Genomic DNA, 22,550 nt, shown 5'->3' with positions numbered 1-22,550 from the left:
AGGATAGGGCTGGGGAGTATTTTACCAAAGCTTGCATTGGTGGCGTGAATGAGGCTTGCGCAAGATAGATTTAGCTCTAAAGTTTGTAGCGGTTTTTAACCACCTTAAAATATATCGCTCCAGCAAAAAAGAGCAAACCCATAAAAATCGTAATGCTAAAAAGTGAAAATCCAAGCTCAAAAAGCGTGCCTATGCCAACTGAAATAGCCGCACTTGTGCCCAAGAAAAACATATCATTATAAGCGATAACTCTACCATAAAATTTCTCATCACAGTGCTGCTGAACTAGCGTATATGTATAGCTCCAAAGGGTAGAGGTAAAAAAACCAGCACAAAACATACCGATAAAACCAAGATAGAAATTTTGTTGCAAGATCGCCCAGATTATTATGCCAGCCCCATGGCCTATATAAAAAAGATGGACATTTTGGTTGTTTATAAATTTACTCAAAAACATCGGAGCAAACATCAAAGCAAGCGCACGAGAGGCGTTTGTAAGCCCGATGACTAGTGCTGTGCTTAAAATTCCTTTATATGTATTATCGGCTAAAAGTGCTATGAGTGCATCATAGGCGGTTATGCCAACAAAGGCATGAAGCAAGATAAGGTGTAAAATAAGGCGGTTTTGTTTTATGTAGGTAAAGCCTTCGGTTAGCATTTTTAAGACTGATTGGTGTAAATTTGTGGTGATATTTGCGATATCTAGCTTTAAAAGTAGCCAAAATCCAAACAAATAAAGCACAAAATCAAACACAAACGCGCTTTTTACGCCAAAAAAATGTATGTAAAAGCCAGCAAGACCCATGCCTGCACTATAAGATACTGCCCAAATTATAGAGTGTATCTCATTTGCAAGTTTTAGCTCGCTTTTGGTGAGAATTTTTGGCAGTAAGCTCATTTCAACTTGAAAGTATATCCCGCCAACTCCCATACGCAAAAATATCAGTGTTAAAAGCAACCATAAAAGTTCAAGGGTATCGATAAAAACAAGCATTAAAACGCTTATGGCTTCAAAAAGTATCATCACTATAAGCATAGGTTTTGCTTTAAAGCGATCGATTAAAACTCCGCTAAAAGGAGCTAAAATAATGCCCGGAACAAAAGCCATGGCTGCACTTATAGTTATAGCCCAAACTGGAGCTTTTAGCTCGATAAGCATAGTAAAGATACCAGTATGCGAAAACCATGCACCAAAGTAGCAAATAAGCTGGATAATGCTTATAAGCATAAAATTTTTATTTGTTTTTAGTAAATTTATATATGCGTTCATTTGTTATAGCCAGTTTATAGTAATACTTTTTATCTTTGCGTCTAGCGGGATATATTTTGATTTTTTGCTAGTATTTTCTAGTTCAAAGATAATATTTTCAGGATCTATCTTGATAAAAATTTTATCTTTATTTATAAAAGTTTGCTTTATTTTGTAGGCATTTTTTAGCTCACTAAAGCTAGAGCCTACTCCTATATGTTTTGTGGTTTTAAAATTTTTATTTTGTGTTTTTATGGTTGAAATTTTATTATTAAATATAGTATAGCTTAAAATTTTTGAGTTTGCGTTGTAGATATCATAGCTTGCAGCATCTTTTTGCTCTTTATTTCGCTTTATGTTTTTTGCACCAAAGATTTTGATGATATCTTGATGGCTTGAGTTTTTATTTAGTTTTCCTACTGAGCCTTTACTTATCGTCCAAGTTATATCAAAGGCTGTAAAGCTGGCATTTTTAACGAAAGCTTTTTGTTTTAAAAATAGAAATTTATCATCTTTAAAATAGTAAATACCATCTCTAAATTCAAGCTCTTTTTCTAAAATTTCACCATCATTTTTGGTTATAAAAACTATCGCCTTGTCATTAAATGGGGTAAATATGATGGTTTTGCTTTCATTTTTATATCCTTTTACATCTTTTACCGGGTAAAGTTTTGTATAAAATTCCCCGTTTTTAGAGACGATGTGATCTTTATGGGCTGTAAAATTTTTACCATTTAAAAAAATTTCATTCATCTTATGTTTAAATACTCCACTTTCTTGTTGAGCGGTTTTTAAGTTTTCAAGGATAAATGTATCATTTTCTTTTATGATTAAAAGCTCGCTAGTTTCGCTATTTACATAGCTTCCAAAGTATCTGAATTTGTAACTTTTTAGCTCATTATTTTTTGAAATTTTAGCTGGACGAATAGGTATATTCAAGTCTTGTTTTATTAAATTTTGAGCATTAGAAAATAAAAAAAATATAAAAATAAGTAAAATTTTACGCATTATTTTACATATTATTTTACGCGTTTATAGCTATTTTTGCTATTTTGCACATTAGTTAAACTTTTTTCATCACTGTCTAAAGGGATTAATTCATTATTTTTTATCTTAAATTTTTGCTGCTCTTTGTAAAGATTTGTAATGGTTAAAATGTCATTTTTTATTTCATAGACTCCGCTTTGTTGCTCTTTTTCATTATCTGAAGTTTGATAAGCGTATTCAAGGTTAAATTTTTTATCTTCTGTGAGCACCAAAATAGCGTCTATACCACTGCAATCAGCACAAACAAGTGTGGCTTTATAAGTTCCTGCAACAAAGGCATTTTGGCTTAAACATTTACCATTTGTATCACAAATTTTTGGCTCAGGTGAGCTTATTGCACATCCTGTAAACAATAAGGCAAAAAATGTAAGCGACATTTTGGTGGTTAGTTTCATTTTAAATTCCTTTTAAAAGATGAAAATTTGTGATATGATAACAAAAATTTTATAATAAGGAAGTAAAATGCAAGTAGATGAGTCAGTTGTCGTATTTTTGGTAGTTTTGGTAATCTTGCTTATAGTTTTTTTAAAAAGTGCTATAAAGATAGTTTCCCAGTCTGATATCTTAATCGTCGAGCGACTAGGTAAATTTCACAGTGTTCTTGATGGAGGTTTTCACATCATTATCCCGTTTATTGATCGCATTAGAGAGACTATAACTATAAGAGAGCAGCTTGTTGATATAACAAAGCAGCAAGTTATCACTAAAGATAATGTTAATATCAGTGTAGATGGTATCGTCTTTTTAAAGGTTGTTGATGGCAAAATGGCGCTTTATAATGTTGAAAGTTATAAGCGAGCTATCGGAAATTTAGCCATGACAACGCTTCGCGGCGAGATAGGGGCTATGAATCTTGATGATACTTTAAGCTCAAGAGATCGTTTAAATGCAGCACTTCAGGTAGCTTTAGGCGATGCTGCAAATAACTGGGGTGTAAAGATAATGCGTGTGGAAATTTCTGAAATTTCAGTGCCTGCTGGCATAGAGGAAGCTATGAATATGCAGATGAAAGCAGAGCGTGAAAAGCGTGCAATAGAGCTAAAAGCTGAGGCTGATAAGGCGGCACTTATACGAAATGCAGAGGCAAATAAACAAGAAAAGGTACTTCAGGCTGAGGCGATAGAGCGTATGGCTGATGCTAAAAAATATGAGCAAATAGCCCTTGCAACAGCCCAAAAAGAGGCTATGGATATGATAAACGCTAGTATGGCTAGTAACGCAAAGGCTGCTGAGTTTTTGCTTGCTAAGGATAGAGTTTCGGCGTTTAATGAGCTTGCTAAAAATAGCTCAAAGGATAAAATTTTAGTCCCTTATGAAGCTAGCGAGATGATAGGCTCTATGAGTGTTTTAAAAGAATTTTTAGGTTCTAAAAAATGATGATTAACGGTTATGTTTTGATGGCTATTGGCACTGTTTTGGGCGTAGCTGAAATTTTTGCATTTGGATCTTTTTACCTATTTTTTTGTGGTATAGGATTTTTTGTAACTGGCGTCATAAGTGTGATATTTGGCGACTTTGCTTGGTATTTTGGTTTGCTTTATTCTCTGACTTTGGCAGTTGTTTTTGCTTTTTTGTTTAGAAAAAGAATGCTTGGTTTGATAAAGCCAAAAGAGAGTTTTGAAGCTGAGTTTCTAACTCAAAGCGGAATTGGGGAAGTGCGAGAAAATATGGTATATTTTAAGGGTACTTTTTGGCATTTTGATCCGAATTTGGATTTAAAAAACGGAGATAAAGTAGAAATCCTAGGCACAAAAGGCAATGAAGTTATTATAAAAAACTAGCCCAAAATTTTGGGCTAGTTGTCATCTTATTTTACTGTGCAAAGTCCAGCATTTTGATGAGCCATATCGCAAGGCATTTTTTGTCCTGGCTTGATATGGGCGTGATTTTTGTCATGTGGCATAGCTTTTAAATTTTTATGTGTTGCATCGTTTGGCATAGGTGTGCCAGCTTTTACATCTTTATGGGTCGCATCATTTGGAACAGGCATCATGGCTCCGTGCATATGATGATGGTGATGATGTCCTTTTTTGCAACCACAGCTAGCGTTAGTAGTGTTCATCTCATGGTGTTTATGAGTCTGATGAGATGTAGCACAACCAGCGATAAATAAAATAGCACAAACGCTTAAAGCAAACTTTTTCATATCTATCCTTTAGATTTATTTATGGCAAAGCCATTGGATAATTTTACCTATAATATGTTTAAAAATTTTTAAACATATTTGATGTTTTCTAAAATTTTAAAGCATTTTTTGCTAAACTTGTATAAAAAGTAAAAGGAAAATTTTGAATAGACTTAGTATAGAGCAAGCGGTTGATCTTATAGAAAATGCGTCGCTTCACGAGCTTGGTGCCATGGCTTATGACAGAAAAAAGCAGCTACATCCTGATGGCACTACGACATTTATTGTTGATAGAAATATAAACTACACAAATGTTTGCTGGGTGGATTGCGAGTTTTGTGCATTTTATCGTCATGCAAAAGAGGAAGATGCCTATGTCCTTAGCTTTGAGGAGATTGGTAAAAAGATAGAGGAGCTTATAGAGATAGGTGGGACACAAATTTTATTTCAAGGTGGAGTGCACCCAAGATTAAAAATAGAGTGGTATGAGGAGCTCGTGGAGTTTATCACAAAAAACTATCCAAGCATAACTATACACGGATTTTCTGCGGTTGAGATAGACTATATAGCAAGAGTTTCTAAAATTTCAGTAACAGAGGTTTTAAAGCGCTTAAAAGATAAAGGGTTTTACTCTATGCCAGGTGCTGGGGCTGAAATTTTAAGCGATAGAGTACGCGACATCATAGCTCCAAAAAAGTGTGATACCACTGTTTGGCTAGATATCCACAGACAAGCGCACAAGCTTGATATAAAAACTACTGCAACTATGATGTTTGGAACTGTTGAGACTACGCGCGAGATAGTTGAGCATTGGGATCATATTAGGAATTTACAAGATGAAACAGGCGGTTTTCGTGCATTTATACTTTGGAGCTTTCAGGGATTAAACACAAAGCTTATGGCAAAACATCCTGAAATTTCTAAGCAAAGCTCAAACCGTTACTTGCGCCTATTAGCTGTATCAAGACTTTTTTTAGATAACTTTTTAAATATCCAAAGTAGTTGGGTTACGCAGGGTAGTTATGTTGGTCAGTTGGCACTTAAATTTGGTGCAAATGATCTTGGTAGCACCATGATGGAAGAAAATGTCGTAAAAGCAGCTGGCGCAGCATTTAGAATGAATCAGGCTCAGATGATAGAGTTGATACGAGATGTTGGTGAAAAGCCAGCAAAGCGCAACACAAACTATGATATTTTAGAAAGATTTTAGATGAAAATTTTAAATTTAAATGTAAAAAATATAGAAATTCCAGTTGTTTTTGAAAGCTCAAATTCGCTTGAAGTGGCAAATTTAAAGCTTGTTTTTAAAGTAGCCGGTGCGTGCAAAAATAAAAAGTCAGGACTTGCTAGGTTGGCTGCAAATATGCTAAATGAAGGCACGAAAACAATGGGCTCGGTAGCTTTTGCTAGAGAGCTTGAGAGCAGGGCGATAAGCCTTGATGTGAGTGCTGGATTTGAGACATTTGGGATTGATATTAGCTGTTTAAAAGAGCATTTTTCTTTTGCGTTAAGTTCGCTAGAAAAGTTGCTTCGCGATCCAAATTTAACTGATGAGTGCCTTGCTAAGTGCAAAACCATCACGCTTGGTGAGATCTCAAATAACCAAAATGACAACGACTATCTAGCAAGATGCGGGCTTTACAAAATGCTTTATAATGGCACAAATTTGGCTGAGCCAACTATTGGCACAAGCAAGAGTTTACAAGATATTTCACTAAAAGATATAAGTGAGTTTTTGAGTTTACATATGGATCTTTCAAATTTATTTATAGTTTTTGGTGGAGATGTAAAAGCTGATGAGCTTGATGAGTTAAAGAGTGCCTTAAGCGTGCTTAATGTTGGCTCTAAGCGCGAGCTTGAAATTTATAAAACGAGCGATAAGTGCGAAACTAGCATTATCACAAAGCAAAGTGAACAAGCTTATATCTACTTTGGTTCGCCGTTTAATGTTGCTAAAGATGAGAGATTTAAGGCTAGTGTTGCGATGTTCGTACTTGGAGAAAGTGGCTTTGGATCGCGTATAATGGAGGAAATTCGCGTCAAGCGTGGTCTTGCTTATGCGGCTTATGCTAGAGGAATTTATGGTCTTTCTAGTACGCAAGTTTTTGGATATTTGCAAACTAAAAATGAGAGCAAGGACGAAGCGATAAGCGTAGTAAGGGCAGAATTTGAGAAATTTATTAAAAATGGTGTAAGTAAATCTGAACTTTTGCAAGCAAAGAAATTTTTACTTGGTTCATTGCCATTGCGTTTAGAAACGCTTTTTAAGCGTTTAAATATAGCTCAAGATGAGTTTTATAAGGGCGAAAAGCTTGGCTCATTTATCCAAGAGCTTAAAAAGATAGAGCAACTAACACAAGATGAGCTAAATAGCTTCATCTCATCACACAGCGAGATAGGCAAGCTAAGCTTTTGTGTGCTTTTTGATGGAAAATGAAATTTGAGCCAAAAGACCGTGAAGAGCTAGCAAGCATTGGTATATTTAGCCTGCTTGACCTAGCACTTTGTCTACCAAAAAATTTTGAAAGCAGTTTTCTTACGCAAAGCCCAAGACAAGGCATGGTTTGCGTTGAGGCTGAAATTTCATCATTGCGGCGTGCAAATGGTGGCATGCTTGTAGCTAGTGCTTTTTGCAAGACTTGGGAGTGTGAGATAAAGATAGTTATATTTCACGCAAAGAGCTGGCACTATGGTGCCTTTAAAGTACATAAAGAGCTTATTTTAAGCGGTACTTGCGCCTATGCTTATGGAGCTTGGCAGCTTACAAATCCAAAAATCATCACAAAAACTGGCACTATCACTCCAAAATTTCGTCGCGATATGAAAGATGAGAAGCTGTTAAAAATTATCGCAAAATATATAAATGAGCAAAATTTAATAGATGAAGGTCTAAATGGCTTAGAAATTTCATATCTTTTATCGCTTCATGGTGGCGATGAAAATGCTGTTTTATTGCTTGAGAAGCTAAGAAGTGGTGAGCTTGATACGAATGTTTTAAAATTTGTAGAAATTTTTAACTATATAAAAAAACTAAATTCAAAAAAACTAGTCTATAAAAATCAAAAAGTGGAGCTTTTTGAGATTGAGCAGTGGTTAAAAAATTTGCCATTTAGTCCAACAAATGACCAAATTTCGGCTATTTACGATATAAGGACAGACTTAAAAAACAATCACGCTGTGAGGCGAGTGGTGATGGGAGATGTTGGTAGCGGAAAGACTATCGTTATGCTTGCTGGTGCTCTTAGTGTTTATCCGCAAAAAGCTGTCTTGATGGCTCCAACAAGTATCTTGGCTGAGCAGCTTTATAGTGAGGCTGTGCGACTGCTACCAGAGTTTATGCGTGTTGTTTTGTTAAAGAGTGGCGAAAAAAATTCTAACTTAGATAGCGCAAATTTAATAATCGGCACCCATGTTTTGCTTTATACTGATTTACCAAAAGCTCCACTTGTTATGGTTGATGAGCAACATCGTTTTGGCTCAGCACAGCGCGCAAAGATAGAAGAGCTTGTAAAAGATGGTGACCGTATGGCTACTTTTGTTCAGTTCTCAGCCACGCCTATACCTCGCACTCTTACGCTTATTAACTCATCTTTGGTGAGTTATAGCTTTTTACGAGAAATTCCTTTTAAAAAGCATATAAGAACGCAAGTCATTAAAAATGCGGACTTTTTGTCGTTTTTAAGCCATTTGCGCTCAGAGATAGCAAAGGGCAGGCAAGCCATCATCGTCTATCCGCTTGTTGAAAGTAGTGAGAATTTTAACTATCAAAGCCTGAGTGAGGCAAGCGAGTTTTGGCTTAAAAATTTTAAAAATGTCTTTATAACGCATGGAAAAGATAAAAATAAAGAGGAAATTTTAGCTAAATTTCGTGATGAGGGTGAAATTTTACTTGCTACTACGATCGTTGAGGTAGGTATATCTTTGCCGCGACTTAGTACGATATTAGTTGTTGGGGCTGAACGGCTTGGACTTGCTACGCTTCATCAGTTGCGTGGTCGTGTTGGTAGAAACGGCGGTGAGGGGTATTGTTTTTTATATACAAAACTTAAAGCCATCCCTGCAAGACTTACTGAATTTTCGGCAACGATTGATGGTTTTAAGATAGCTGAACTTGACCTAAAAAACCGCCAAAGCGGCGATATATTAAACGGTAGCGTGCAGCATGGAGCGACATTTGAGTATTATGATTATGAAGAAGAGATAACCCTTGCAGCAAAGGATAGGGTGCAAAAATTAAGCTATGTCTAAAATGCATGAAGTTACTTAATTGCTATTTTATTGCTCATTAATAAAAGGATAAAAAATGAAAAATATAAAAATTTTCTTGCTTTGTATAGTGTGTGTGATTTTTGCAGGTTGTACAAAAAAGAGTTTAGAGGAGCGTCTAACAAAACTAGATGATCCTACAGCTAGATACTGCGTGCAAGTTGGCGGTAAAATTTTACCAAGGGTAAAAACTGAGTCAAATAAGCGACTTCTTTGCAGGCTAAGCCCTGTAAAAGTAGTTGATGCTTGGGAGCTTTATGAGGCTTCACGAAAGCTTAATCCTTAAAAAGTTCACTTTTTAGCTTTAGAAAATTTTCATACATATCTTTGGCATTTTGACGCAGCTCATCATCTCTTGTGTAAACACTTGTAAGAGTTACAAAATCATCGATCATGATCTCGCACATGATTTTTATCCGCTCTCTATCCGCCTTGCTTACGCCTTTATCGCTCATTGCACGAATTTTACTTAGATATTCGTTGCCTTGGGATATGTAGGTTACAAATTTTAGTGAGTTCGTAGCATTTGCGTGTGTTGCGGTTGCCATCTTATTATATGCATCAATGCTAAGTGCCTCTTTGCTTAGTTGTAAGGCTTGCTCGTAGTTTCCGATACTTTCGTAAAATCTTGCTTTAAAACTTAGCTGGTACGAGCCATTAGTCGCAAAGAAAAATGAAAATAGTAAAACAATCGATATGCCTAAAATAAGGGCTAAATTTTTAGCTCTCATTGCTTTGCTCGTTTTGCTTCTTTGCTTTTTTAGCCCACCAAATTTTAAGGTTTGCCACAAAGTCGCTTTTATTTTGCAAGGCACTTTTTCCGCCATCTTGCTCGCTAGCTAGCCACAGCTTATTTTGAATGAGCTCTTTTGCCTCATCTTGTGACATATCAGCCACACTAAATGGCTTTGAGAGACTGAAATTTATAGTGCAAAATGGTTTTGGGATTATCATCTTATCCCAGCTTTTTAGCTCCCAAAATGAGCTTGCTTCATAGTTTAGCGCGTAAATTTCACGATTGGTTTTTTGTGCTATCACGACCGCTCCATCAGCCACGCTATGTCTTGGTCCGCGTGGTCCATCTGGCGTAATGATGACATCGGTGCCATTTTTTATCTCACGAAGTGCCTCGATGAGCGCCTTTGCACCGCCTCTTGAGCTACTTCCGCGGATGGTGCCGATACCAAAAAATTTTATGATTTTTGTTATTAGCTCGCCATCTCTGTGATCACTTATGATGACCTTGCCAGCCTTTTTACCGCCAAAGTCCTTGCCCCAGTATCTTAAGTATGCAAAGCTCATAAAAGCAAGCCGACCGTGCCAAAATACAACGACACAGCCATCTTGCGGGAGCTTGGTATTTGTATAAGTTTTTTTGCAGGTCAAAAATATAAACCAAATCAGCGCATTTATCGCAATCACAGCGCAATTTAGCTTAAATTTTTTAAACCAACTCGCCATAAAGCACCATGCGCTTTGGATTATCAACGCGGACTTTTAGCGTCTTGCCAAGTAGCTCTTCACTACCTTGGACTTGAACTAAGAAGTTATTAAAGCTACGCCCAGCCACACCGCCGTTTGCGCGAAGCTCTTCAAAATAAACATCAAACACCTTGCCATTTTGCGCCGCCACTATCTCATCAAGTATCTCATTATGGCGCGCTTGCAGGCGTGTTAGGCGTGCGGAGGCTACTTTTTCATCGATTTGATTTGTAAATTCAGCCGCCTTCGTAAGCGGGCGTGGAGAGTATTTAAAGCTAAAAATTTGCTCAAACCTCACCTTTTCTATCACATCCATCGTATCCTCAAACTCCTCATCGCTCTCGCCAGGAAAAGCTACGATGATGTCGGTTGAGATGCTTACATCAGGGCAAAGCGAGCGAAGTTTTTGCGCGCGGTCCAAAAACCACTCTTTTGTATATCCGCGCTTCATTTCGCGCAATACCTTTGTATTTCCGCTTTGAAGTGGCATATGCATGGACTTGCAAATTTTAGGATTATTGGCAAAAATTTCTAGGAATTTATCATCCATATGAAGCGGATGTGGGCTAGTAAATCGGATACGCTCAATGCCATCAATCTCGCTAAGCCTTACCAAAAGATCTGAAAAGTCCATCTTCTCGTGCGAGTTTGAAAACCTTTTTCCATAATTATTTACATTTTGACCGAGTAAGAAGATCTCGCTCGCACCGCTTTTGGCAGCTCTTTGCGCCTCTTTTACTATAAGATTTGCAGGGATTGAAATTTCATCGCCTCTAGTGTGTGGCACGATACAGTAGGTGCATTTTTTATCACAACCGATTGAGATGTTGATATGGCTTTTATACGGAGAGCCACGAAACTCGCCAAATGCGTAGTCGCTCTCATCGTAGTTTATATCAGTTGAGATAAATTTTGGTGTTTTTACGGCAGTTGAAATTTTGCTCACATTTCTAGCGCCAAGCACAAAATCAACATAAGGTGCGCGCTTAAAAATTTCACTCCCAAGATGGCTTGCCGTACATCCGCAAACACCGATCTTAGCGCCGTTTTTCTTAGCTTTTTCAAATGCCCCAACCTCGCTAAAAAGCTTATGCACAGGCTTTTCGCGCACAGAGCAAGTGTTTATAAGTATGAGATCAGCCTCGCCCATCTCATTTGTGAGCTCATAGTCATCTTTATCTTTTAGCTCAGCGATGATATGCTCGCTATCGCGGACATTCATCGCACAGCCTAGTGTCTGAATAAATAGTTTTTTAGCCATTATAATATATGAACTTCATACATATAGTCGTTGTCATCAAGTCCGTACTTAACCGTTCTGTGATACACACTAAGCCCCTTTTCTTCAAAGTGTTCAACAAGGGCTATAAGCTGTTTGTGGCTATTTTCTTTATCAAAGTAAAAAATTTTCTGTCCCTCTTTATTTACGGCAGCTTCTATCTTATCAAGTGAGATAGCTTTTGGCTTTGCGTCTATCTCGTTTCTAGCAAGTTTTAACTCCATTTTTTATCCTTATTTTGACTTTTTGAATTCGTGAGTATATCAAAATGCTAATAAAAAGCACATTAAACTTTTTATTAGTAACAAAATTGTATAATTATCAAACTTCACGATTTAAATCCCAAAATTTATCGTCAACAACGGAGAGATAATGGAAAGAATTTCAGATATTATAGAGTCTATAGCAAACGAAAAAGGGCTTGAGATAGATGATGTTAAAGAGCGTGTAAAGCGTGCTTTGATAAATACTGCAAGACATGTGTATGGTGAGCATTACGAGTATGATGTAAGCCTTGATGCTAATAAAAATTTAAAGCTTTATCAAAAAATTTTGATATTAGCAAATGATGATGAGCGTTTAAGCGAAGATAACGAACATTTTATAGGCGTCAGTGAGGCGAGAAAGATTCACGGAAGCGTGGAAGTTGGAGATGAACTCACATATGAGCTAAGCCTTGATAACCTAGGTAGAACAGCTGCTCAAACGCTTCATAAAGAGCTTGAGTTTCATATACAAAGACTTGTTGAAGAGAAAATTTTTCAAAAATATGAAGAGATGGTTGGAAATGTTGTTTTTGGAACGGTTGTGCGTGTTGATGAGCAGGAAAATACCTTTATCGAAGTAGATGAGCTTCGCGCAGTTTTACCGCGTAAATACCGCATAAAAGGTGAAAAATTTAAGATGGGCGATGTTGTAAAAGCGGTTATTAGAAAAGTTTATAGTGATAAAAATTTGGGCATAAAAGTAGAACTTTCTCGCACATCCCCTAAATTTCTTGAGGCACTTTTAACGGCTGAAGTGCCTGAGATAAAAGATGGTGGTATTGTCATACAAGGTAGTGCGCGCATACCTGGAGAGAGGGCAAAAGTGGCGATAATGTCAGTTTCTCCTAGCATTGACGCTGTTGGTGCTACCGTTGGTACTAAAGGCGTGCGTATAAATGCTGTAAGTAAGGAGCTAAAAAACGAAAATATCGATGTTGTTGAGTACTCTCACGAGCCTATCATCTTTATCACTCGTGCGATGAGTCCAGCCATTATTAGCTCTGTAAAGATCGATTACAAAAAGGCTATAGTAAGCCTTGTGAGTGATCAAAAAAGTAAGGCCATAGGTAAAGCTGGCATCAATATCCGCCTTGCAAGCATGCTAACTGGCTATGAGATAGAGTTAAATGAGCTCGGTGCTGGCGGTGCAAAAACAAACAGCGATGGCAATAGCATGACTCGTGATTTAAAAGCTTTATTTGGGGATTTGTAGTATTTGTGAAAACAGCTTTGGTTGTTGGCGCAACTGGTGTGGTTGGGCGTGAAATTTTACTTCAGCTCTTAGCCGATGAAAGATATGACAAAGTTATAGTTTGGGCTAGAAGAGAGATTAAAATTTCTAGCGCCAAACTTGAAACAAGGGTTATTGATTTTGAAAAAATTTCAGAACTTAGTTTATATGGCGTAGATGAGGTTTTTTGCGCTCTTGGTACTACTATAAATCAGGCAAAAACTCGTGCAAATTTTATCAAGGTAGACTTTACATATACTTTTGAAATCGCAAAAGTTGCTAAAATATCAGGTGTTCAAAAATTTATCCTAATCTCTGCTCCAAATGCAAATTCTACTTCAAAAAATTTCTATCTTTGTACAAAAGGCAAGGTTGAGGACGCGATAAGGGGTTTAAGATTTAAAGCTCTACATATTGTAAGAGCGCCTTTGATTGATGGTAAAAGAGCTCAATTTAGGCTTGGAGAGTGGATTTTTATAAAACTTTTTAAAATTTTGCCAAAGGGATTTTTAAAAACATATCAGCCCTTAGGTGGCAAGCAGATAGCAAAAGCGGCGATACTTAAGGCTCAGGATAGAAGCTTAGGAGTTTGCGAGTATTTTGTATTTGAAATTTTAGGCTAATACTTTTTGTAAAAATCGTAGTTGTTTTTTACGCTTTGTTAGTTTTATTAATGTATCTTTTTAATATTATCATCGCAGCTACGCTGTCAAATTTACCATCTCGCTCATCTTTTGTAAGCTCACTTGCCTCAAAACTACTTAGCGCCTCATCTTGGTAAAAAATTTCCCCATCAAACTCTAAAAGTGATACAAAATGGCTAATCCGCCTTTTCATCTCATCTTCACTCGCGCCCCCAAGCGGAACACCAACAACTAAAATTTCAGCTTCTCTTTGTCTTATTGCTTCACTTACATCTCGCGCGGCTTGGTTGCGATTTTTACGAAGTATGGGTGTAAGAGGTAAGACTACTTCGCCGTAAGAAAATGCCATACCTATGCGCTTAAGACCTATGTCTAGTGCGATGATTTTGATCTTTTTTGTGCTTGTCATGCCATGCTTTTTACTTGTAAATTTTTTATCTCAAGCTTGCCAAGAAGTTCATACTCATAAATCTTATCGCCAAATTTTGAAAGCGCCATATCAAGTGAAATGCCACCATTGCAAAATTCTAAAATCTCATCACTTTGAGTTTTAATTTCACTTTTTTTGCCAAAAATGCTAGCAAAATTTTCAAAGTTATCTATGATTTTTGCCTTACCTTCGCTTAAGAGTTTATTTGTGCCACGACTTTCATTGATACGCTGTGGCAGGACAAATATCGGTACTCCAAGCTCACTTGCTAGCCTTGCGCTTTGCATAGAGCCACTTTGTAAGTCCGCTTGTGCTATGACAAGGGCTTGTGAGAGAGCTACAACTATGCGGTTTCTTTCTAAAAAGCGAAAGCCAAGAGCAGGTGTTTTAGCTGGATATTCACTTAATGCAAGACCTTGTGCATAAATTTGCTCTATAGTTTTTGTGTTTGATGGTGGATATATGGTATCAAGACCAGTTGCAAAAACACCAATGGTACAAGGTAAAGATGCTTTATGTGCGGCTATATCAACACCTATAGCACCCCCACTAACTACACAAATACCAAAATTTACAAGCGTTTTACAAAGCTCGTTAACACACTCTTTTGTATAAACACTCGCTTTTCTTGAGCCAACGACTGCTACTTTTGGCAGGCTTAACAACTCCAAATTTCCGCTGTAAAAAAGCTCTTTTGGGATATTTTTTAGCCTTTTTAGCTCGTGCGGAAAAATTTGATTATTTAAGCAGTTCATAAGCTTCATTGATATAGATAAGTTCTACATCTTTAAGTAGTTCATTTGCTGATTTTAATACGGCTATCGTATTTTTTCGCGGATGACCTATGGCGATAGCAACACCATTTGTTTTGGCGATATGCACAGCTAGTTCAAGTTGTTTTTGTATCTTAGAAACACTGTCTGTATCATCAAGAAATACATCTCTACAAAAGTAGGGTACTTTATGATTTTTTGCAACCAGTTCGACCTTGCTAGAGGCTATGGTTTTGCTGTCCATGAAGATAAAGCCTTGATTTTGTAGTATCTCAAATGTCTTATTTATGGCGTTAAAGTTGCTCGTAAATTTTGAGCCAGTATGGTTGTTTATAAATTTTGCTTTCGGGAAGTCGGCGCGGATTTTTCTTATCTTCTTTTCTATGCTTTGAGAGCTTTCATCTACCAAAAGAGTTTCTGGCTCTTGGTTGCTTGAGTTTTGTGCTTGCATAGGCAGATGTATCATAAAGTAGCCAAATTTTTTGGCTATCTCTTTGGTGTCTGGGTAGTTTTTTGAGACAGGAAAAATGGATGGCGTCATCTTTAGTCCAGTTGATAACATCATGTTTACATGCGCATGTGTCGCGACATCATCTATAACTATGGCTAGCTTCGGCTTGCCTGTATTTAGGTATTTTGATCCAGTTTGTTTTTTTGTTTTATACTCGCTAAATTTTGTGTTTTGGGTTTGGTCTTTAGTTTTTTGAATTTGTTTTTTTGTCTCTTGTTTTTCTGCTTTTTCTTTTATATGTGACTCTTGATTTAGTGGTTTTTGCTCAGGCTTTTTTTCGGCTTGTGTTGCAGGTTTTGTTAAATTTTCTTCTGATTTTATGGATATTTTGCGCCAATCATCAGTCGTTAGCTTGTCACTAAATATGACATCAAGCTCTGTTGGCGTGTAAGTTTTACTTTGATTTGTCTCTGTGTTATTAATATCTTGTGCTTTTGTTGCGTTAGTCTCAGGTTTTATATCCAAAACTTTATCATTAGGCAGTTTTTTAATAGGCTGCTCTTTTGGTGTTTTTGGTTTTGGTTTTTGCGAGAGTGCATGCGTTTCGTCTATGCTTTTTGGGTCAAGGAAAATTTTACTTAGATTTTCATCTTTGTCAAATTTTATAACCTCTCGTACATTTTTTTGCTCTTTTTTTATCTTTTCTGCGACATTTACGGCTTTGATTTGCTCTGATTTTTGCTGTTTTGGTTGTTCGGTTAAATTTGGTTTTTTGCTATCTAGTGCAAGATAAAAAAGTCCAGCACATAACAGAACAAAAAGTAAAAGTGCAACATAAATTTTAGTTCGCCCAAGCGCAGGCTTTTTGCCTTTGCTCGAGCGTTTTTTGGCTGGTGCCGTAGATTTTTTGTTAGCCAAATTAATTTTTGCTTTGATCTACGATTTTATTTGAGCTTATCCATGGCATCATAGCGCGAAGTTTTTTGCCAGTTTGATTTAGCAAGCTTCTCTCGGCTAGCCCGCGCTCAGCGTTCATTCTAGCATAGCCTGTTGTTTTTTCTAGTACGAAATTTTTAGCAAAAGTGCCGTTTTGTATCTCTTTTAAAATCTCCTTCATAGCCTTTTTGCTGTCTTCGTTTATCACGCGTGGTCCGCTTACATAATCACCATACTCAGCTGTGTTTGAGATAGAGTAGCGCATATCAGCCATACCGCCTTGATACATTAGATCCACGATAAGTTTTAGCTCGTGCAAGCACTCAAAGTAAGCCATCTCATGCTCATAACCAGCCTCTACAAGCGTTTCAAAGCCAGCATTTACAAGTGAGCATAGACCGCCACAAAGAACAGCTTGCTCGCCAAATAGATCTGTTTCTGTCTCATCTTTAAATGTTGTTTCGATTATACCAGTTCTTCCGCCGCCTATCGCGCTAGCGTAGCTTAGAGCGATCTGCTTTGCTTTGCCGCTTGCATTTTGCTCAACCGCGATAAGATCAGGTATGCCACCGCCTTTTACAAACTCGTTTCTTACGGTGTGACCCGGTGCTTTTGGAGCTATCATGATAACATCAATATTTTTTGGAGCTTTGATCTGTCCAAAATGCACGTTAAATCCATGCCCAAATGCAAGTGCAGCACCATCTTTTAAATTTGGCTCGATTTCATTTTTATAAATTTCGGCTTGATGCTCATCTGGTGTAAGTATCATAACTACATCAGCGTCTTTTGTAGCCTCTGCTACCTCTTTTACGCTAAAGCCCTTTGCCTCAGCCTTAGCCCAGCTACTGCCACCCTTTTTAAGACCGATAGTTACGCCAACTCCGCTGTCGCGCAGATTTTCAGCGTGTGCGTGTCCTTGTGAACCAAAACCGATGATGCTTACTTTTTTGCTTTTTATCAAGCTTAAATCGCAATCTTTATCATAGTAAATATTTACTGCCATACTCTCTCCTGTATTAAATTTTGACCGATTATACATTTTAAGAGCAAAAATAACGCTGAAAGAGATAAAAATTTACACTTTAAGTTTTATAACAAGGCAATTTTGATACAATTGCCGATAAATTTTATAAAAATGAGAGCTGAAAATAATGAATGATTCTATTTATACTAAGATAAAGACACTGCCACCGCTTGATGATACTGTTGTAAGAATTCAGCGTTTGTGCGCAGACGAGAACAGTTCTATTGGTGATCTAACCAAGATAATCGAAAAAGACCCTATGCTTACTGCAAACATCTTGCACTCAGCAAATTCTCCGCTCTATGGTTTTAGTAAAGAGATAACAGCTATATCTAGAGCTATATCACTTTTTGGGATGGCTACCATCCGTGGTTTTGCTCTTTCAAGTGCTATTAAAAAGAGCTTTAGTATAAATTTAGAGCCTTATGGTATCACATCGCATGACTTTTTAAGTATCTCTATAATGCAAAATGCGCTTATGTATAACTGGTATTCTAAAATTAAACCAAAAGATCTTGAGATACTCTCTCCAGCATCTTTTATGATAGAGGTTGGTAAGATAGTTTTGGCTAACGAGATAAGTGAAAGCGGTAAGATAAATGACTTTAAAGATCAGCTAAAAAATGTAACTCATCCAAGTGACCTTGCAACAATAGAGACAAATATGTTTGGCATTACAAACGAGGATATAACTGCTAAAATTTTCGAACAATGGAACCTTGAGAGCGAGCTTGTTGGCTCTATACAGTTTGCAAATGACCCAGATGCGGCTCCAAAACACATAGTCGAATATGCAAAAGCCCTAAAAGTGGTAAAAACTGCAGTAAATATTTTTGGTCAGCTTGATGACACAAGTATCCAAAATTCGCTAATGCTGCTTGATGAGTATGGTTTTGACCACGATACATTTTTAATGGCTGTTGCAAAAGTAAAAGATAATCTGTGAAGGAATTTCTCTACGCCCTTCTTAATGGCGTAAAAGAGCGAGAGATCTCAAACGAAAATAGGGAAATTTTACGCAACCTTGAAAATTTAAAAGCTGTAAGCCAGCACAAAGCAAGCTTTTATCTAAATGATGGTTTTGTTTGTGGGCGACTTGATATAAGTATAAACGGCACAGGTTATCTTACGCCGTTTGACCCACGCTTTAAACAAGACATAATAATAGAAAATAAAAATTTAAATAACGCCCACTATGGTGATATAGTTTTAGCCAAAATTTTACGAACCAAAAAAAAGCGTGAGAGCGCAAAGGTAATCATGAGCCTAAAGCTTGCGAACGAAACAAGTGTGGTTTATACGAAATTTTTTGGACAAGCTATACTTGGCGTAAATGTAAAAACTGGACTTAGTACAACCTTAAGAGCCAGCCAAAAGAGCCTAAAACAGCTGCCTATAGGTACTTTGCTAAAGATAAACAACATAAATGGTGAGGTTACAGAGGTTTTAGGCAATATAAACGACCCGCTGAGCGATGAGAAAATTTCACTTGCTATCTATAATAAAAATGATAAATTTAGCGATGCTTGCGAGGATGAGGCGCTGGCTTGGGGTGATAGTGTCGAGGCTAGCTTTTATCCAGATAGGGTCGATCTAAGAGAGTTGGAATTTGCTACTATTGACCCAGTTCATGCAAAGGACTTTGATGATGCGATATATTTTGATGTCAAAAAGCGTGAAATTTATGTTGCTATCGCCGATGTAAGTGAGTATGTAAACGCCTATTCTCCTATCGATAGTGAGGCAAAAAAACGCGGTTTTTCTATATATTTTCCACATATTGCTATACCAATGTTGCCACGAGCTTTGAGTGAAAATATATGTTCGCTTAAGCCAAATGTTGATAGGCTTGCATTTTGCTTTAAAATCTCACTTGATGAAAATTTAGATGTCGTTAAAGAGGAGCTTTTTGAAGCTATCATAAACTCAAAAAGACGCTTTAACTATGATGAGATAGATGAAATTTTAGACGGTAAAAAAGATAGCGAAATTTCTTGGGTAAAACCACTTTTTGTCATTACCTCAAAGCTTAGAAAAAAACGCCTTGTAAATGCTTTTGACTTTCGTACTAGCGAACTTAGAATGAGTCTTGATGAGGCAGGTATGCCAAGGCAGACTATCTTTGAGACAGACAGCGATTCTCATAGGCTTGTTGAGGACTGTATGTTGCTTGCAAACAAAGCCGCTGCAAAGCGTATAGGACGCGGAGTTTTTAGGAATCATGCTTCGCCAGATTTTAAGAAAATTTATAATTTGCTTGAAGACTTAGCCTTGCTTGGTATAGATGTTGCCTATGAGAATGACCTTGCTAAGCTGATACGGAAGGTTCAAGCTCAAGCTGACTTGCTGGGCAACCGTGAAGAGATAGATAAGCTTATTATTAAGGCACAAAAAAAGGCTGAGTACAGTAGTGAAAATTTGGGACATTTTGGTCTTGGATTTGATAGATATACACATTTTACAAGTCCGATAAGGCGTTATTCTGATTTGATATTGCATAGAATCTTAAAAGCAGGGCTTAAAAATGATGAAAGGCTCGTAAATTATCTGCTTTTAAATATTCAAAGCACATGTGCTACTCTAAGTGAGCTAGAGCGTGAAGCAGATAAAGTGGCATATGATTTTATGGATCGTAAATTTGCACGCTGGGCGGCGCAAAATATCGGAAAAGAATTTCGTTGCTATATAAGTGAAAATCAAGGCGTGGTAACGGCTAGGCTTGATGATGAGCTAAAGGGAGCTAGAATTTTTATCACAGGCTTTGGTTGCGAGCTTTTAACTCCAGTTATAGTACGCATAACAGAGTCTGACATAGCTCTTGCAAAGATAGTTGGCAAAGTGGTAAGAAAGCTCGAAAAAAAGAGTTCTGATGTATAGAAGAGAGCTTGAAAGTCAGCTAAACTTTGGTTTTAAAGCGAATTATTTTTTACTTTTTGGTGCCGATGAGTATCAAATAGAGATGTTCGCAAAGGAAATTTTAGCTATTTACTCAAATGATGATAGTAATGTTTTAAGCCTTTATTTTGATGAGTATGATTTTACTCTTGCAAAGTCTCATTTAGCCGAAAGTTCTTTGTTTGGAGGCGAAAATATACTTCATATAAAAACTGATAGAAAAATTCCAACCAAAGAGTTAAAAGAGCTTATAAGCATATGCGAAGCTGATAAAGACAAGAAATTTGTCTATGAGTTTTATGAGTATGATATGAAAATTGTCATGGATGCACAAAAGACTTTTGGAGTAAATTTTGCTAGATTTTTTAAGCCAAGCAATCCATCAGAGGCGGTAGAGCTTTTATCCAAAAATGCTTCAAAAATAGGGCTAAATATAACTCGCAACGCTCTTTTTGAGCTTTATGCAATACAAAATGAAGATCTATATCTTGCAGCTGCGGAGTTAAATAAGCTTGCCAGCTTAAATACACATATTGAACAAGATATGGTAAGAAAGCTTGTTTTTGGGCTTGGTAGCGTTAGTTTTGATGATTTTTTTGCAAAACTTATAGGGCTAAAAGATATAAAAAATGACTTTTTTGCATATGAGCAAGATGTAAATTTTAATGAAATTTTACTAATAAATTCACTCTACAAGGCATTTTCTAGACTTTTTAAATTGTATGCTCATGTAAAAATAAACGGGCGTTTTGATATAAAAGAGACCCTTGGTTATGCTCCGCCAAAAAATATTGAAGAGGCGCTAAAAAAGCAGAGTTTATCTATAAATTTAAAGAGTTATAAGGATATTTTTATGGCTTTAAATTTGGCTGAATTTGAGCTAAAAACCAATAGCAAAATAGATAAAAATACCTACTTGCTTACATCGCTTCTAAATATCCAAAATATCATCTCAACAGCAAATATTAAGTAAAAAAAGAGTACAATCTCCAGTTGCCGTTTGGCAAACATCCTTGCTTATGCCACCAGGCACAGGCGAAATCCATAAGGAGAATACATGAGACATTACGAGCTTTTATTTATTCTTAAGCCAACGCTTACAGAAGAAGAAGCTAAAGCAAAAGTTGACTTCGTAAAAGAGGTTATTACTAAAAATGGCGGCGAGATCGCTAGGATAGACGAGATGGGTACACGCAAGCTTGCCTATACTATACAAAAGTATGAGCGCGGTACATATTTTGTTATTTACTACAAAGCTCCACCAGCACTTCTTGCGGAACTAGTAAGAAATATAAGAATTACAGAAGATATTATTAGATTCTTAAGTGTTAAATATGAAAACAAGCGTGAGATAGCTGCTTGGGATAGAATGAGCAAAGGTATAAAGCAAACTATCGTAAGAAAAGAGCGAGAGCCAAGAGCACCACGCGAGCCAAAAGCTGAAAAAAGTGAAGAAATAGCGTTTTCAGAAGAAAACTAAAGGAATAAAAGATGTTTAATAAAGTTGTTTTGGTAGGAAATTTAACTAGGGATATTGAGTTAAGATATACTACAAGTGGCGCTGCCATAGGAAACACTGGGATAGCTGTTACTAGGCGTTTTACTGCAAACAACGAAAAGCGTGAAGAGACATGCTTTGTAGACATCTCATTTTTTGGAAAACAAGCTGAAATAGCAAATCAATACTTAAGCAAGGGCTCAAAAGTCCTTGTTGAAGGACGCTTAAAATTTGATCAATGGACAGACAATAATGGTCAAAATCGAAGTAAACATAGCATAAGCGTTGAAAATATGGAGATGCTGGGCGGTGGTTCAAATCAAGGTGGATTTAATCAAAATAATCAGGGCGGTTATGGCTCAAATGGCGGCTATTCACAGCAAAACAGCTATGGTAACCAAAATAATTCACAAAACTACGGTAATCAAAATAGCTACAACTCAAATAACCAGCAAAGAGTAGCCCAAAACCAGCCAAATAAACAGCGAAACGATGATTATTATGAAGAAAAAATTCAAGAAGTAGATGTCAATGCCGATAAATTCGATATTGACGAAGATAATATACCATTTTAAAAAGGGATAACAAATGGCAGAAAAAAGAAAATATTCACGCAAATACTGCAAATTTACAGAGGCTAAGATTGATTTTATAGACTATAAAGATACTTCACTTTTAAAGTATTGTTTATCTGAGAGATTTAAGATTATGCCACGCCGATTAACAGGCACATCTAAAAAATATCAAGAGATGGTTGAAAAAGCTATCAAGCGTGCTCGTCATGCGGCTATCATACCTTATATAGTTGATCGCGATAATGTAGTTTCAAATCCATTTGAGGGTCTATAACATACCAAAATTTCGCTCAATTTTTTGAGCGAAATTTCTCATTCTTTCTAAGCCAATACAGAAAATAAAAGTTAGCTTTTATAAAAAATAAATCTTGTAAAG

26 protein-coding genes are annotated in these 22,550 nt (G+C 36.7%); 14 read left to right on the top strand and 12 right to left on the bottom strand.

The features are described 5' to 3' along the window. Positions 1 to 76 precede the first annotated feature (76 nt). From LQV35_RS04220 to LQV35_RS04210, 3 genes are read right to left on the bottom strand one after another with little or no spacing between them, the layout of a single operon-like run. Positions 77 to 1,270 (bottom strand): MFS transporter, encoded by a 1,194-nt coding sequence (locus tag LQV35_RS04220; protein WP_230056608.1) that lies wholly within the window; start codon positions 1,268 to 1,270, stop codon positions 77 to 79. A gap of 3 nt (positions 1,271 to 1,273) precedes the next feature. Continuing rightward, on the bottom strand, positions 1,274 to 2,257 hold the full coding sequence (locus LQV35_RS04215) for a hypothetical protein (RefSeq protein ID WP_230056607.1): 984 nt from the start codon (positions 2,255 to 2,257) through the stop codon (positions 1,274 to 1,276). 11 nt (positions 2,258 to 2,268) lie between these two features. Further along, positions 2,269 to 2,691, bottom strand: coding sequence for a copper resistance protein NlpE N-terminal domain-containing protein (locus tag LQV35_RS04210; protein WP_230056606.1), 423 nt, complete (start codon positions 2,689 to 2,691; stop codon positions 2,269 to 2,271). 67 nt (positions 2,692 to 2,758) lie between these two features. Here LQV35_RS04210 and LQV35_RS04205 point away from each other — a divergent pair, with 67 nt between their 5' ends. Next, a complete protein-coding gene (locus tag LQV35_RS04205; RefSeq protein WP_230056605.1) occupies positions 2,759 to 3,673 on the top strand; it encodes an SPFH domain-containing protein in 915 nt (304 codons plus the stop codon). Beyond that, entirely contained in the window at positions 3,670 to 4,077 is a 408-nt protein-coding gene (locus LQV35_RS04200) for an NfeD family protein (protein WP_230056604.1), read from the top strand. Before LQV35_RS04205 ends, LQV35_RS04200 begins: the two co-directional genes overlap by 4 nt. A gap of 26 nt (positions 4,078 to 4,103) precedes the next feature. On the opposite strand, the gene LQV35_RS04195 is transcribed toward LQV35_RS04200, so the two are convergent. Continuing rightward, entirely contained in the window at positions 4,104 to 4,442 is a 339-nt protein-coding gene (locus LQV35_RS04195; RefSeq protein ID WP_230056603.1) for a hypothetical protein, read from the bottom strand. Between the two features lie 142 nt (positions 4,443 to 4,584). On the opposite strand from LQV35_RS04195, the gene LQV35_RS04190 reads away from it, so the two are divergent. Genes LQV35_RS04190 through LQV35_RS04175 form a run of 4 tightly spaced genes read left to right on the top strand, consistent with a single transcriptional unit; the run spans position 4,585 to position 8,973 of the window. After that, the gene (locus tag LQV35_RS04190; RefSeq protein ID WP_230056602.1) at positions 4,585 to 5,631 is read left to right on the top strand and encodes a dehypoxanthine futalosine cyclase; all 1,047 of its coding nucleotides are present in this window, start codon (positions 4,585 to 4,587) and stop codon (positions 5,629 to 5,631) included. After that, complete coding sequence (locus LQV35_RS04185; protein ID WP_230056601.1) at positions 5,632 to 6,858, top strand: M16 family metallopeptidase; 1,227 nt, start codon at positions 5,632 to 5,634, stop codon at positions 6,856 to 6,858. It begins immediately after the preceding gene. Next, positions 6,855 to 8,669 (top strand): ATP-dependent DNA helicase RecG, encoded by a 1,815-nt coding sequence (gene recG, locus LQV35_RS04180; protein WP_230056600.1) that lies wholly within the window; start codon positions 6,855 to 6,857, stop codon positions 8,667 to 8,669. Before LQV35_RS04185 ends, recG begins: the two co-directional genes overlap by 4 nt. A gap of 55 nt (positions 8,670 to 8,724) precedes the next feature. After that, positions 8,725 to 8,973: a DUF333 domain-containing protein gene (locus LQV35_RS04175; protein WP_230056599.1), complete on the top strand. Its 249-nt coding sequence runs from the start codon at positions 8,725 to 8,727 to the stop codon at positions 8,971 to 8,973. Here LQV35_RS04175 and LQV35_RS04170 read toward each other — a convergent pair. From LQV35_RS04170 to LQV35_RS04155, 4 genes are read right to left on the bottom strand one after another with little or no spacing between them, the layout of a single operon-like run. Continuing rightward, the gene (locus tag LQV35_RS04170; RefSeq protein ID WP_230056598.1) at positions 8,963 to 9,418 is read right to left on the bottom strand and encodes a hypothetical protein; all 456 of its coding nucleotides are present in this window, start codon (positions 9,416 to 9,418) and stop codon (positions 8,963 to 8,965) included. The genes LQV35_RS04175 and LQV35_RS04170 overlap by 11 nt on opposite strands. Continuing rightward, positions 9,408 to 10,148 carry a lysophospholipid acyltransferase family protein gene (locus LQV35_RS04165; RefSeq protein ID WP_230056597.1) on the bottom strand — a complete coding sequence of 247 codons (741 nt, stop codon included), beginning with the start codon at positions 10,146 to 10,148 and terminating at the stop codon, positions 9,408 to 9,410. The genes LQV35_RS04170 and LQV35_RS04165 overlap by 11 nt, the downstream gene beginning before the upstream one ends. Next, a complete protein-coding gene (miaB, locus tag LQV35_RS04160) occupies positions 10,132 to 11,433 on the bottom strand; it encodes a tRNA (N6-isopentenyl adenosine(37)-C2)-methylthiotransferase MiaB (RefSeq protein ID WP_230056746.1) in 1,302 nt (433 codons plus the stop codon). Before miaB ends, LQV35_RS04165 begins: the two co-directional genes overlap by 17 nt. Next, the gene (locus tag LQV35_RS04155; RefSeq protein WP_230056596.1) at positions 11,430 to 11,672 is read right to left on the bottom strand and encodes an HP0268 family nuclease; all 243 of its coding nucleotides are present in this window, start codon (positions 11,670 to 11,672) and stop codon (positions 11,430 to 11,432) included. The genes miaB and LQV35_RS04155 overlap by 4 nt, the downstream gene beginning before the upstream one ends. A gap of 148 nt (positions 11,673 to 11,820) precedes the next feature. Between LQV35_RS04155 and nusA the strand changes: the two genes are divergently transcribed. Together nusA and LQV35_RS04145 are read left to right on the top strand one after the other, a co-directional pair. Beyond that, positions 11,821 to 12,927 (top strand): transcription termination factor NusA, encoded by a 1,107-nt coding sequence (gene nusA, locus LQV35_RS04150; protein ID WP_230056595.1) that lies wholly within the window; start codon positions 11,821 to 11,823, stop codon positions 12,925 to 12,927. A 5-nt stretch (positions 12,928 to 12,932) separates the two neighbouring features. Next, the gene (locus tag LQV35_RS04145; RefSeq protein WP_230056594.1) at positions 12,933 to 13,568 is read left to right on the top strand and encodes an NAD(P)H-binding protein; all 636 of its coding nucleotides are present in this window, start codon (positions 12,933 to 12,935) and stop codon (positions 13,566 to 13,568) included. A 28-nt stretch (positions 13,569 to 13,596) separates the two neighbouring features. On the opposite strand, the gene ruvX is transcribed toward LQV35_RS04145, so the two are convergent. Genes ruvX through ilvC form a run of 4 tightly spaced genes read right to left on the bottom strand, consistent with a single transcriptional unit; the run spans position 13,597 to position 17,185 of the window. Continuing rightward, the gene (gene ruvX, locus LQV35_RS04140; protein ID WP_230056593.1) at positions 13,597 to 13,998 is read right to left on the bottom strand and encodes a Holliday junction resolvase RuvX; all 402 of its coding nucleotides are present in this window, start codon (positions 13,996 to 13,998) and stop codon (positions 13,597 to 13,599) included. After that, positions 13,995 to 14,774, bottom strand: a complete 780-nt coding sequence (dprA, locus tag LQV35_RS04135; protein WP_230056592.1) for a DNA-processing protein DprA — start codon at positions 14,772 to 14,774, stop codon at positions 13,995 to 13,997. The genes ruvX and dprA overlap by 4 nt, the downstream gene beginning before the upstream one ends. Further along, positions 14,758 to 16,161 carry a divergent polysaccharide deacetylase family protein gene (locus LQV35_RS04130; protein ID WP_230056591.1) on the bottom strand — a complete coding sequence of 468 codons (1,404 nt, stop codon included), beginning with the start codon at positions 16,159 to 16,161 and terminating at the stop codon, positions 14,758 to 14,760. The genes dprA and LQV35_RS04130 overlap by 17 nt, the downstream gene beginning before the upstream one ends. A 1-nt stretch (position 16,162) precedes the next feature. Beyond that, on the bottom strand, positions 16,163 to 17,185 hold the full coding sequence (gene ilvC / locus LQV35_RS04125; protein ID WP_230056590.1) for a ketol-acid reductoisomerase: 1,023 nt from the start codon (positions 17,183 to 17,185) through the stop codon (positions 16,163 to 16,165). Positions 17,186 to 17,333: 148 nt separating this feature from the next. On the opposite strand from ilvC, the gene LQV35_RS04120 reads away from it, so the two are divergent. From LQV35_RS04120 to rpsR, 6 genes are all read left to right on the top strand, one after another. Beyond that, a complete protein-coding gene (locus LQV35_RS04120) occupies positions 17,334 to 18,152 on the top strand; it encodes an HDOD domain-containing protein (RefSeq protein WP_230056589.1) in 819 nt (272 codons plus the stop codon). After that, positions 18,149 to 20,083: an RNB domain-containing ribonuclease gene (locus LQV35_RS04115; protein ID WP_230056588.1), complete on the top strand. Its 1,935-nt coding sequence runs from the start codon at positions 18,149 to 18,151 to the stop codon at positions 20,081 to 20,083. The genes LQV35_RS04120 and LQV35_RS04115 overlap by 4 nt, the downstream gene beginning before the upstream one ends. After that, the gene (gene holA / locus LQV35_RS04110) at positions 20,076 to 21,074 is read left to right on the top strand and encodes a DNA polymerase III subunit delta (protein ID WP_230056587.1); all 999 of its coding nucleotides are present in this window, start codon (positions 20,076 to 20,078) and stop codon (positions 21,072 to 21,074) included. Before LQV35_RS04115 ends, holA begins: the two co-directional genes overlap by 8 nt. An 84-nt stretch (positions 21,075 to 21,158) precedes the next feature. After that, the gene (rpsF, locus tag LQV35_RS04105) at positions 21,159 to 21,581 is read left to right on the top strand and encodes a 30S ribosomal protein S6 (RefSeq protein ID WP_230056586.1); all 423 of its coding nucleotides are present in this window, start codon (positions 21,159 to 21,161) and stop codon (positions 21,579 to 21,581) included. An 11-nt stretch (positions 21,582 to 21,592) separates the two neighbouring features. Next, positions 21,593 to 22,174, top strand: a complete 582-nt coding sequence (locus tag LQV35_RS04100; RefSeq protein ID WP_230056585.1) for a single-stranded DNA-binding protein — start codon at positions 21,593 to 21,595, stop codon at positions 22,172 to 22,174. Between the two features lie 13 nt (positions 22,175 to 22,187). Next, positions 22,188 to 22,448 (top strand): 30S ribosomal protein S18, encoded by a 261-nt coding sequence (gene rpsR, locus LQV35_RS04095; RefSeq protein ID WP_230056584.1) that lies wholly within the window; start codon positions 22,188 to 22,190, stop codon positions 22,446 to 22,448. Positions 22,449 to 22,550: the final 102 nt, after the last annotated feature.

This window comes from Campylobacter suis (genome assembly GCF_905120475.1).
Classification (GTDB): Bacteria; Campylobacterota; Campylobacteria; order Campylobacterales; family Campylobacteraceae; genus Campylobacter_A; species Campylobacter_A suis.
The sequence above is the reverse complement of the archived record's forward strand: the minus strand, read 5'-3'. Positions and strand labels throughout refer to the sequence as shown.

Bases quoted from the DNA above. Each gene is read 5' to 3' on its own strand.
- LQV35_RS04220 (WP_230056608.1), bottom strand. From the start codon at position 1,270: ATGAACGCATATATAAATTTACTAAAAACAAATAAAAATTTTATGCTT.
- LQV35_RS04215 (WP_230056607.1), bottom strand. From the start codon at position 2,257: ATGCGTAAAATTTTACTTATTTTTATATTTTTTTTATTTTCTAATGCT.
- LQV35_RS04210 (WP_230056606.1), bottom strand. From the start codon at position 2,691: ATGAAACTAACCACCAAAATGTCGCTTACATTTTTTGCCTTATTGTTT.
- LQV35_RS04205 (WP_230056605.1), top strand. From the start codon at position 2,759: ATGCAAGTAGATGAGTCAGTTGTCGTATTTTTGGTAGTTTTGGTAATC.
- LQV35_RS04200 (WP_230056604.1), top strand. From the start codon at position 3,670: ATGATGATTAACGGTTATGTTTTGATGGCTATTGGCACTGTTTTGGGC.
- LQV35_RS04195 (WP_230056603.1), bottom strand. From the start codon at position 4,442: ATGAAAAAGTTTGCTTTAAGCGTTTGTGCTATTTTATTTATCGCTGGT.
- LQV35_RS04185 (WP_230056601.1), top strand. From the start codon at position 5,632: ATGAAAATTTTAAATTTAAATGTAAAAAATATAGAAATTCCAGTTGTT.
- recG (WP_230056600.1), top strand. From the start codon at position 6,855: ATGAAATTTGAGCCAAAAGACCGTGAAGAGCTAGCAAGCATTGGTATA.
- LQV35_RS04175 (WP_230056599.1), top strand. From the start codon at position 8,725: ATGAAAAATATAAAAATTTTCTTGCTTTGTATAGTGTGTGTGATTTTT.
- LQV35_RS04170 (WP_230056598.1), bottom strand. From the start codon at position 9,418: ATGAGAGCTAAAAATTTAGCCCTTATTTTAGGCATATCGATTGTTTTA.
- LQV35_RS04165 (WP_230056597.1), bottom strand. From the start codon at position 10,148: ATGGCGAGTTGGTTTAAAAAATTTAAGCTAAATTGCGCTGTGATTGCG.
- LQV35_RS04155 (WP_230056596.1), bottom strand. From the start codon at position 11,672: ATGGAGTTAAAACTTGCTAGAAACGAGATAGACGCAAAGCCAAAAGCT.
- nusA (WP_230056595.1), top strand. From the start codon at position 11,821: ATGGAAAGAATTTCAGATATTATAGAGTCTATAGCAAACGAAAAAGGG.
- ruvX (WP_230056593.1), bottom strand. From the start codon at position 13,998: ATGACAAGCACAAAAAAGATCAAAATCATCGCACTAGACATAGGTCTT.
- dprA (WP_230056592.1), bottom strand. From the start codon at position 14,774: ATGAACTGCTTAAATAATCAAATTTTTCCGCACGAGCTAAAAAGGCTA.
- ilvC (WP_230056590.1), bottom strand. From the start codon at position 17,185: ATGGCAGTAAATATTTACTATGATAAAGATTGCGATTTAAGCTTGATA.
- LQV35_RS04120 (WP_230056589.1), top strand. From the start codon at position 17,334: ATGAATGATTCTATTTATACTAAGATAAAGACACTGCCACCGCTTGAT.
- holA (WP_230056587.1), top strand. From the start codon at position 20,076: ATGTATAGAAGAGAGCTTGAAAGTCAGCTAAACTTTGGTTTTAAAGCG.
- rpsF (WP_230056586.1), top strand. From the start codon at position 21,159: ATGAGACATTACGAGCTTTTATTTATTCTTAAGCCAACGCTTACAGAA.
- LQV35_RS04100 (WP_230056585.1), top strand. From the start codon at position 21,593: ATGTTTAATAAAGTTGTTTTGGTAGGAAATTTAACTAGGGATATTGAG.
- rpsR (WP_230056584.1), top strand. From the start codon at position 22,188: ATGGCAGAAAAAAGAAAATATTCACGCAAATACTGCAAATTTACAGAG.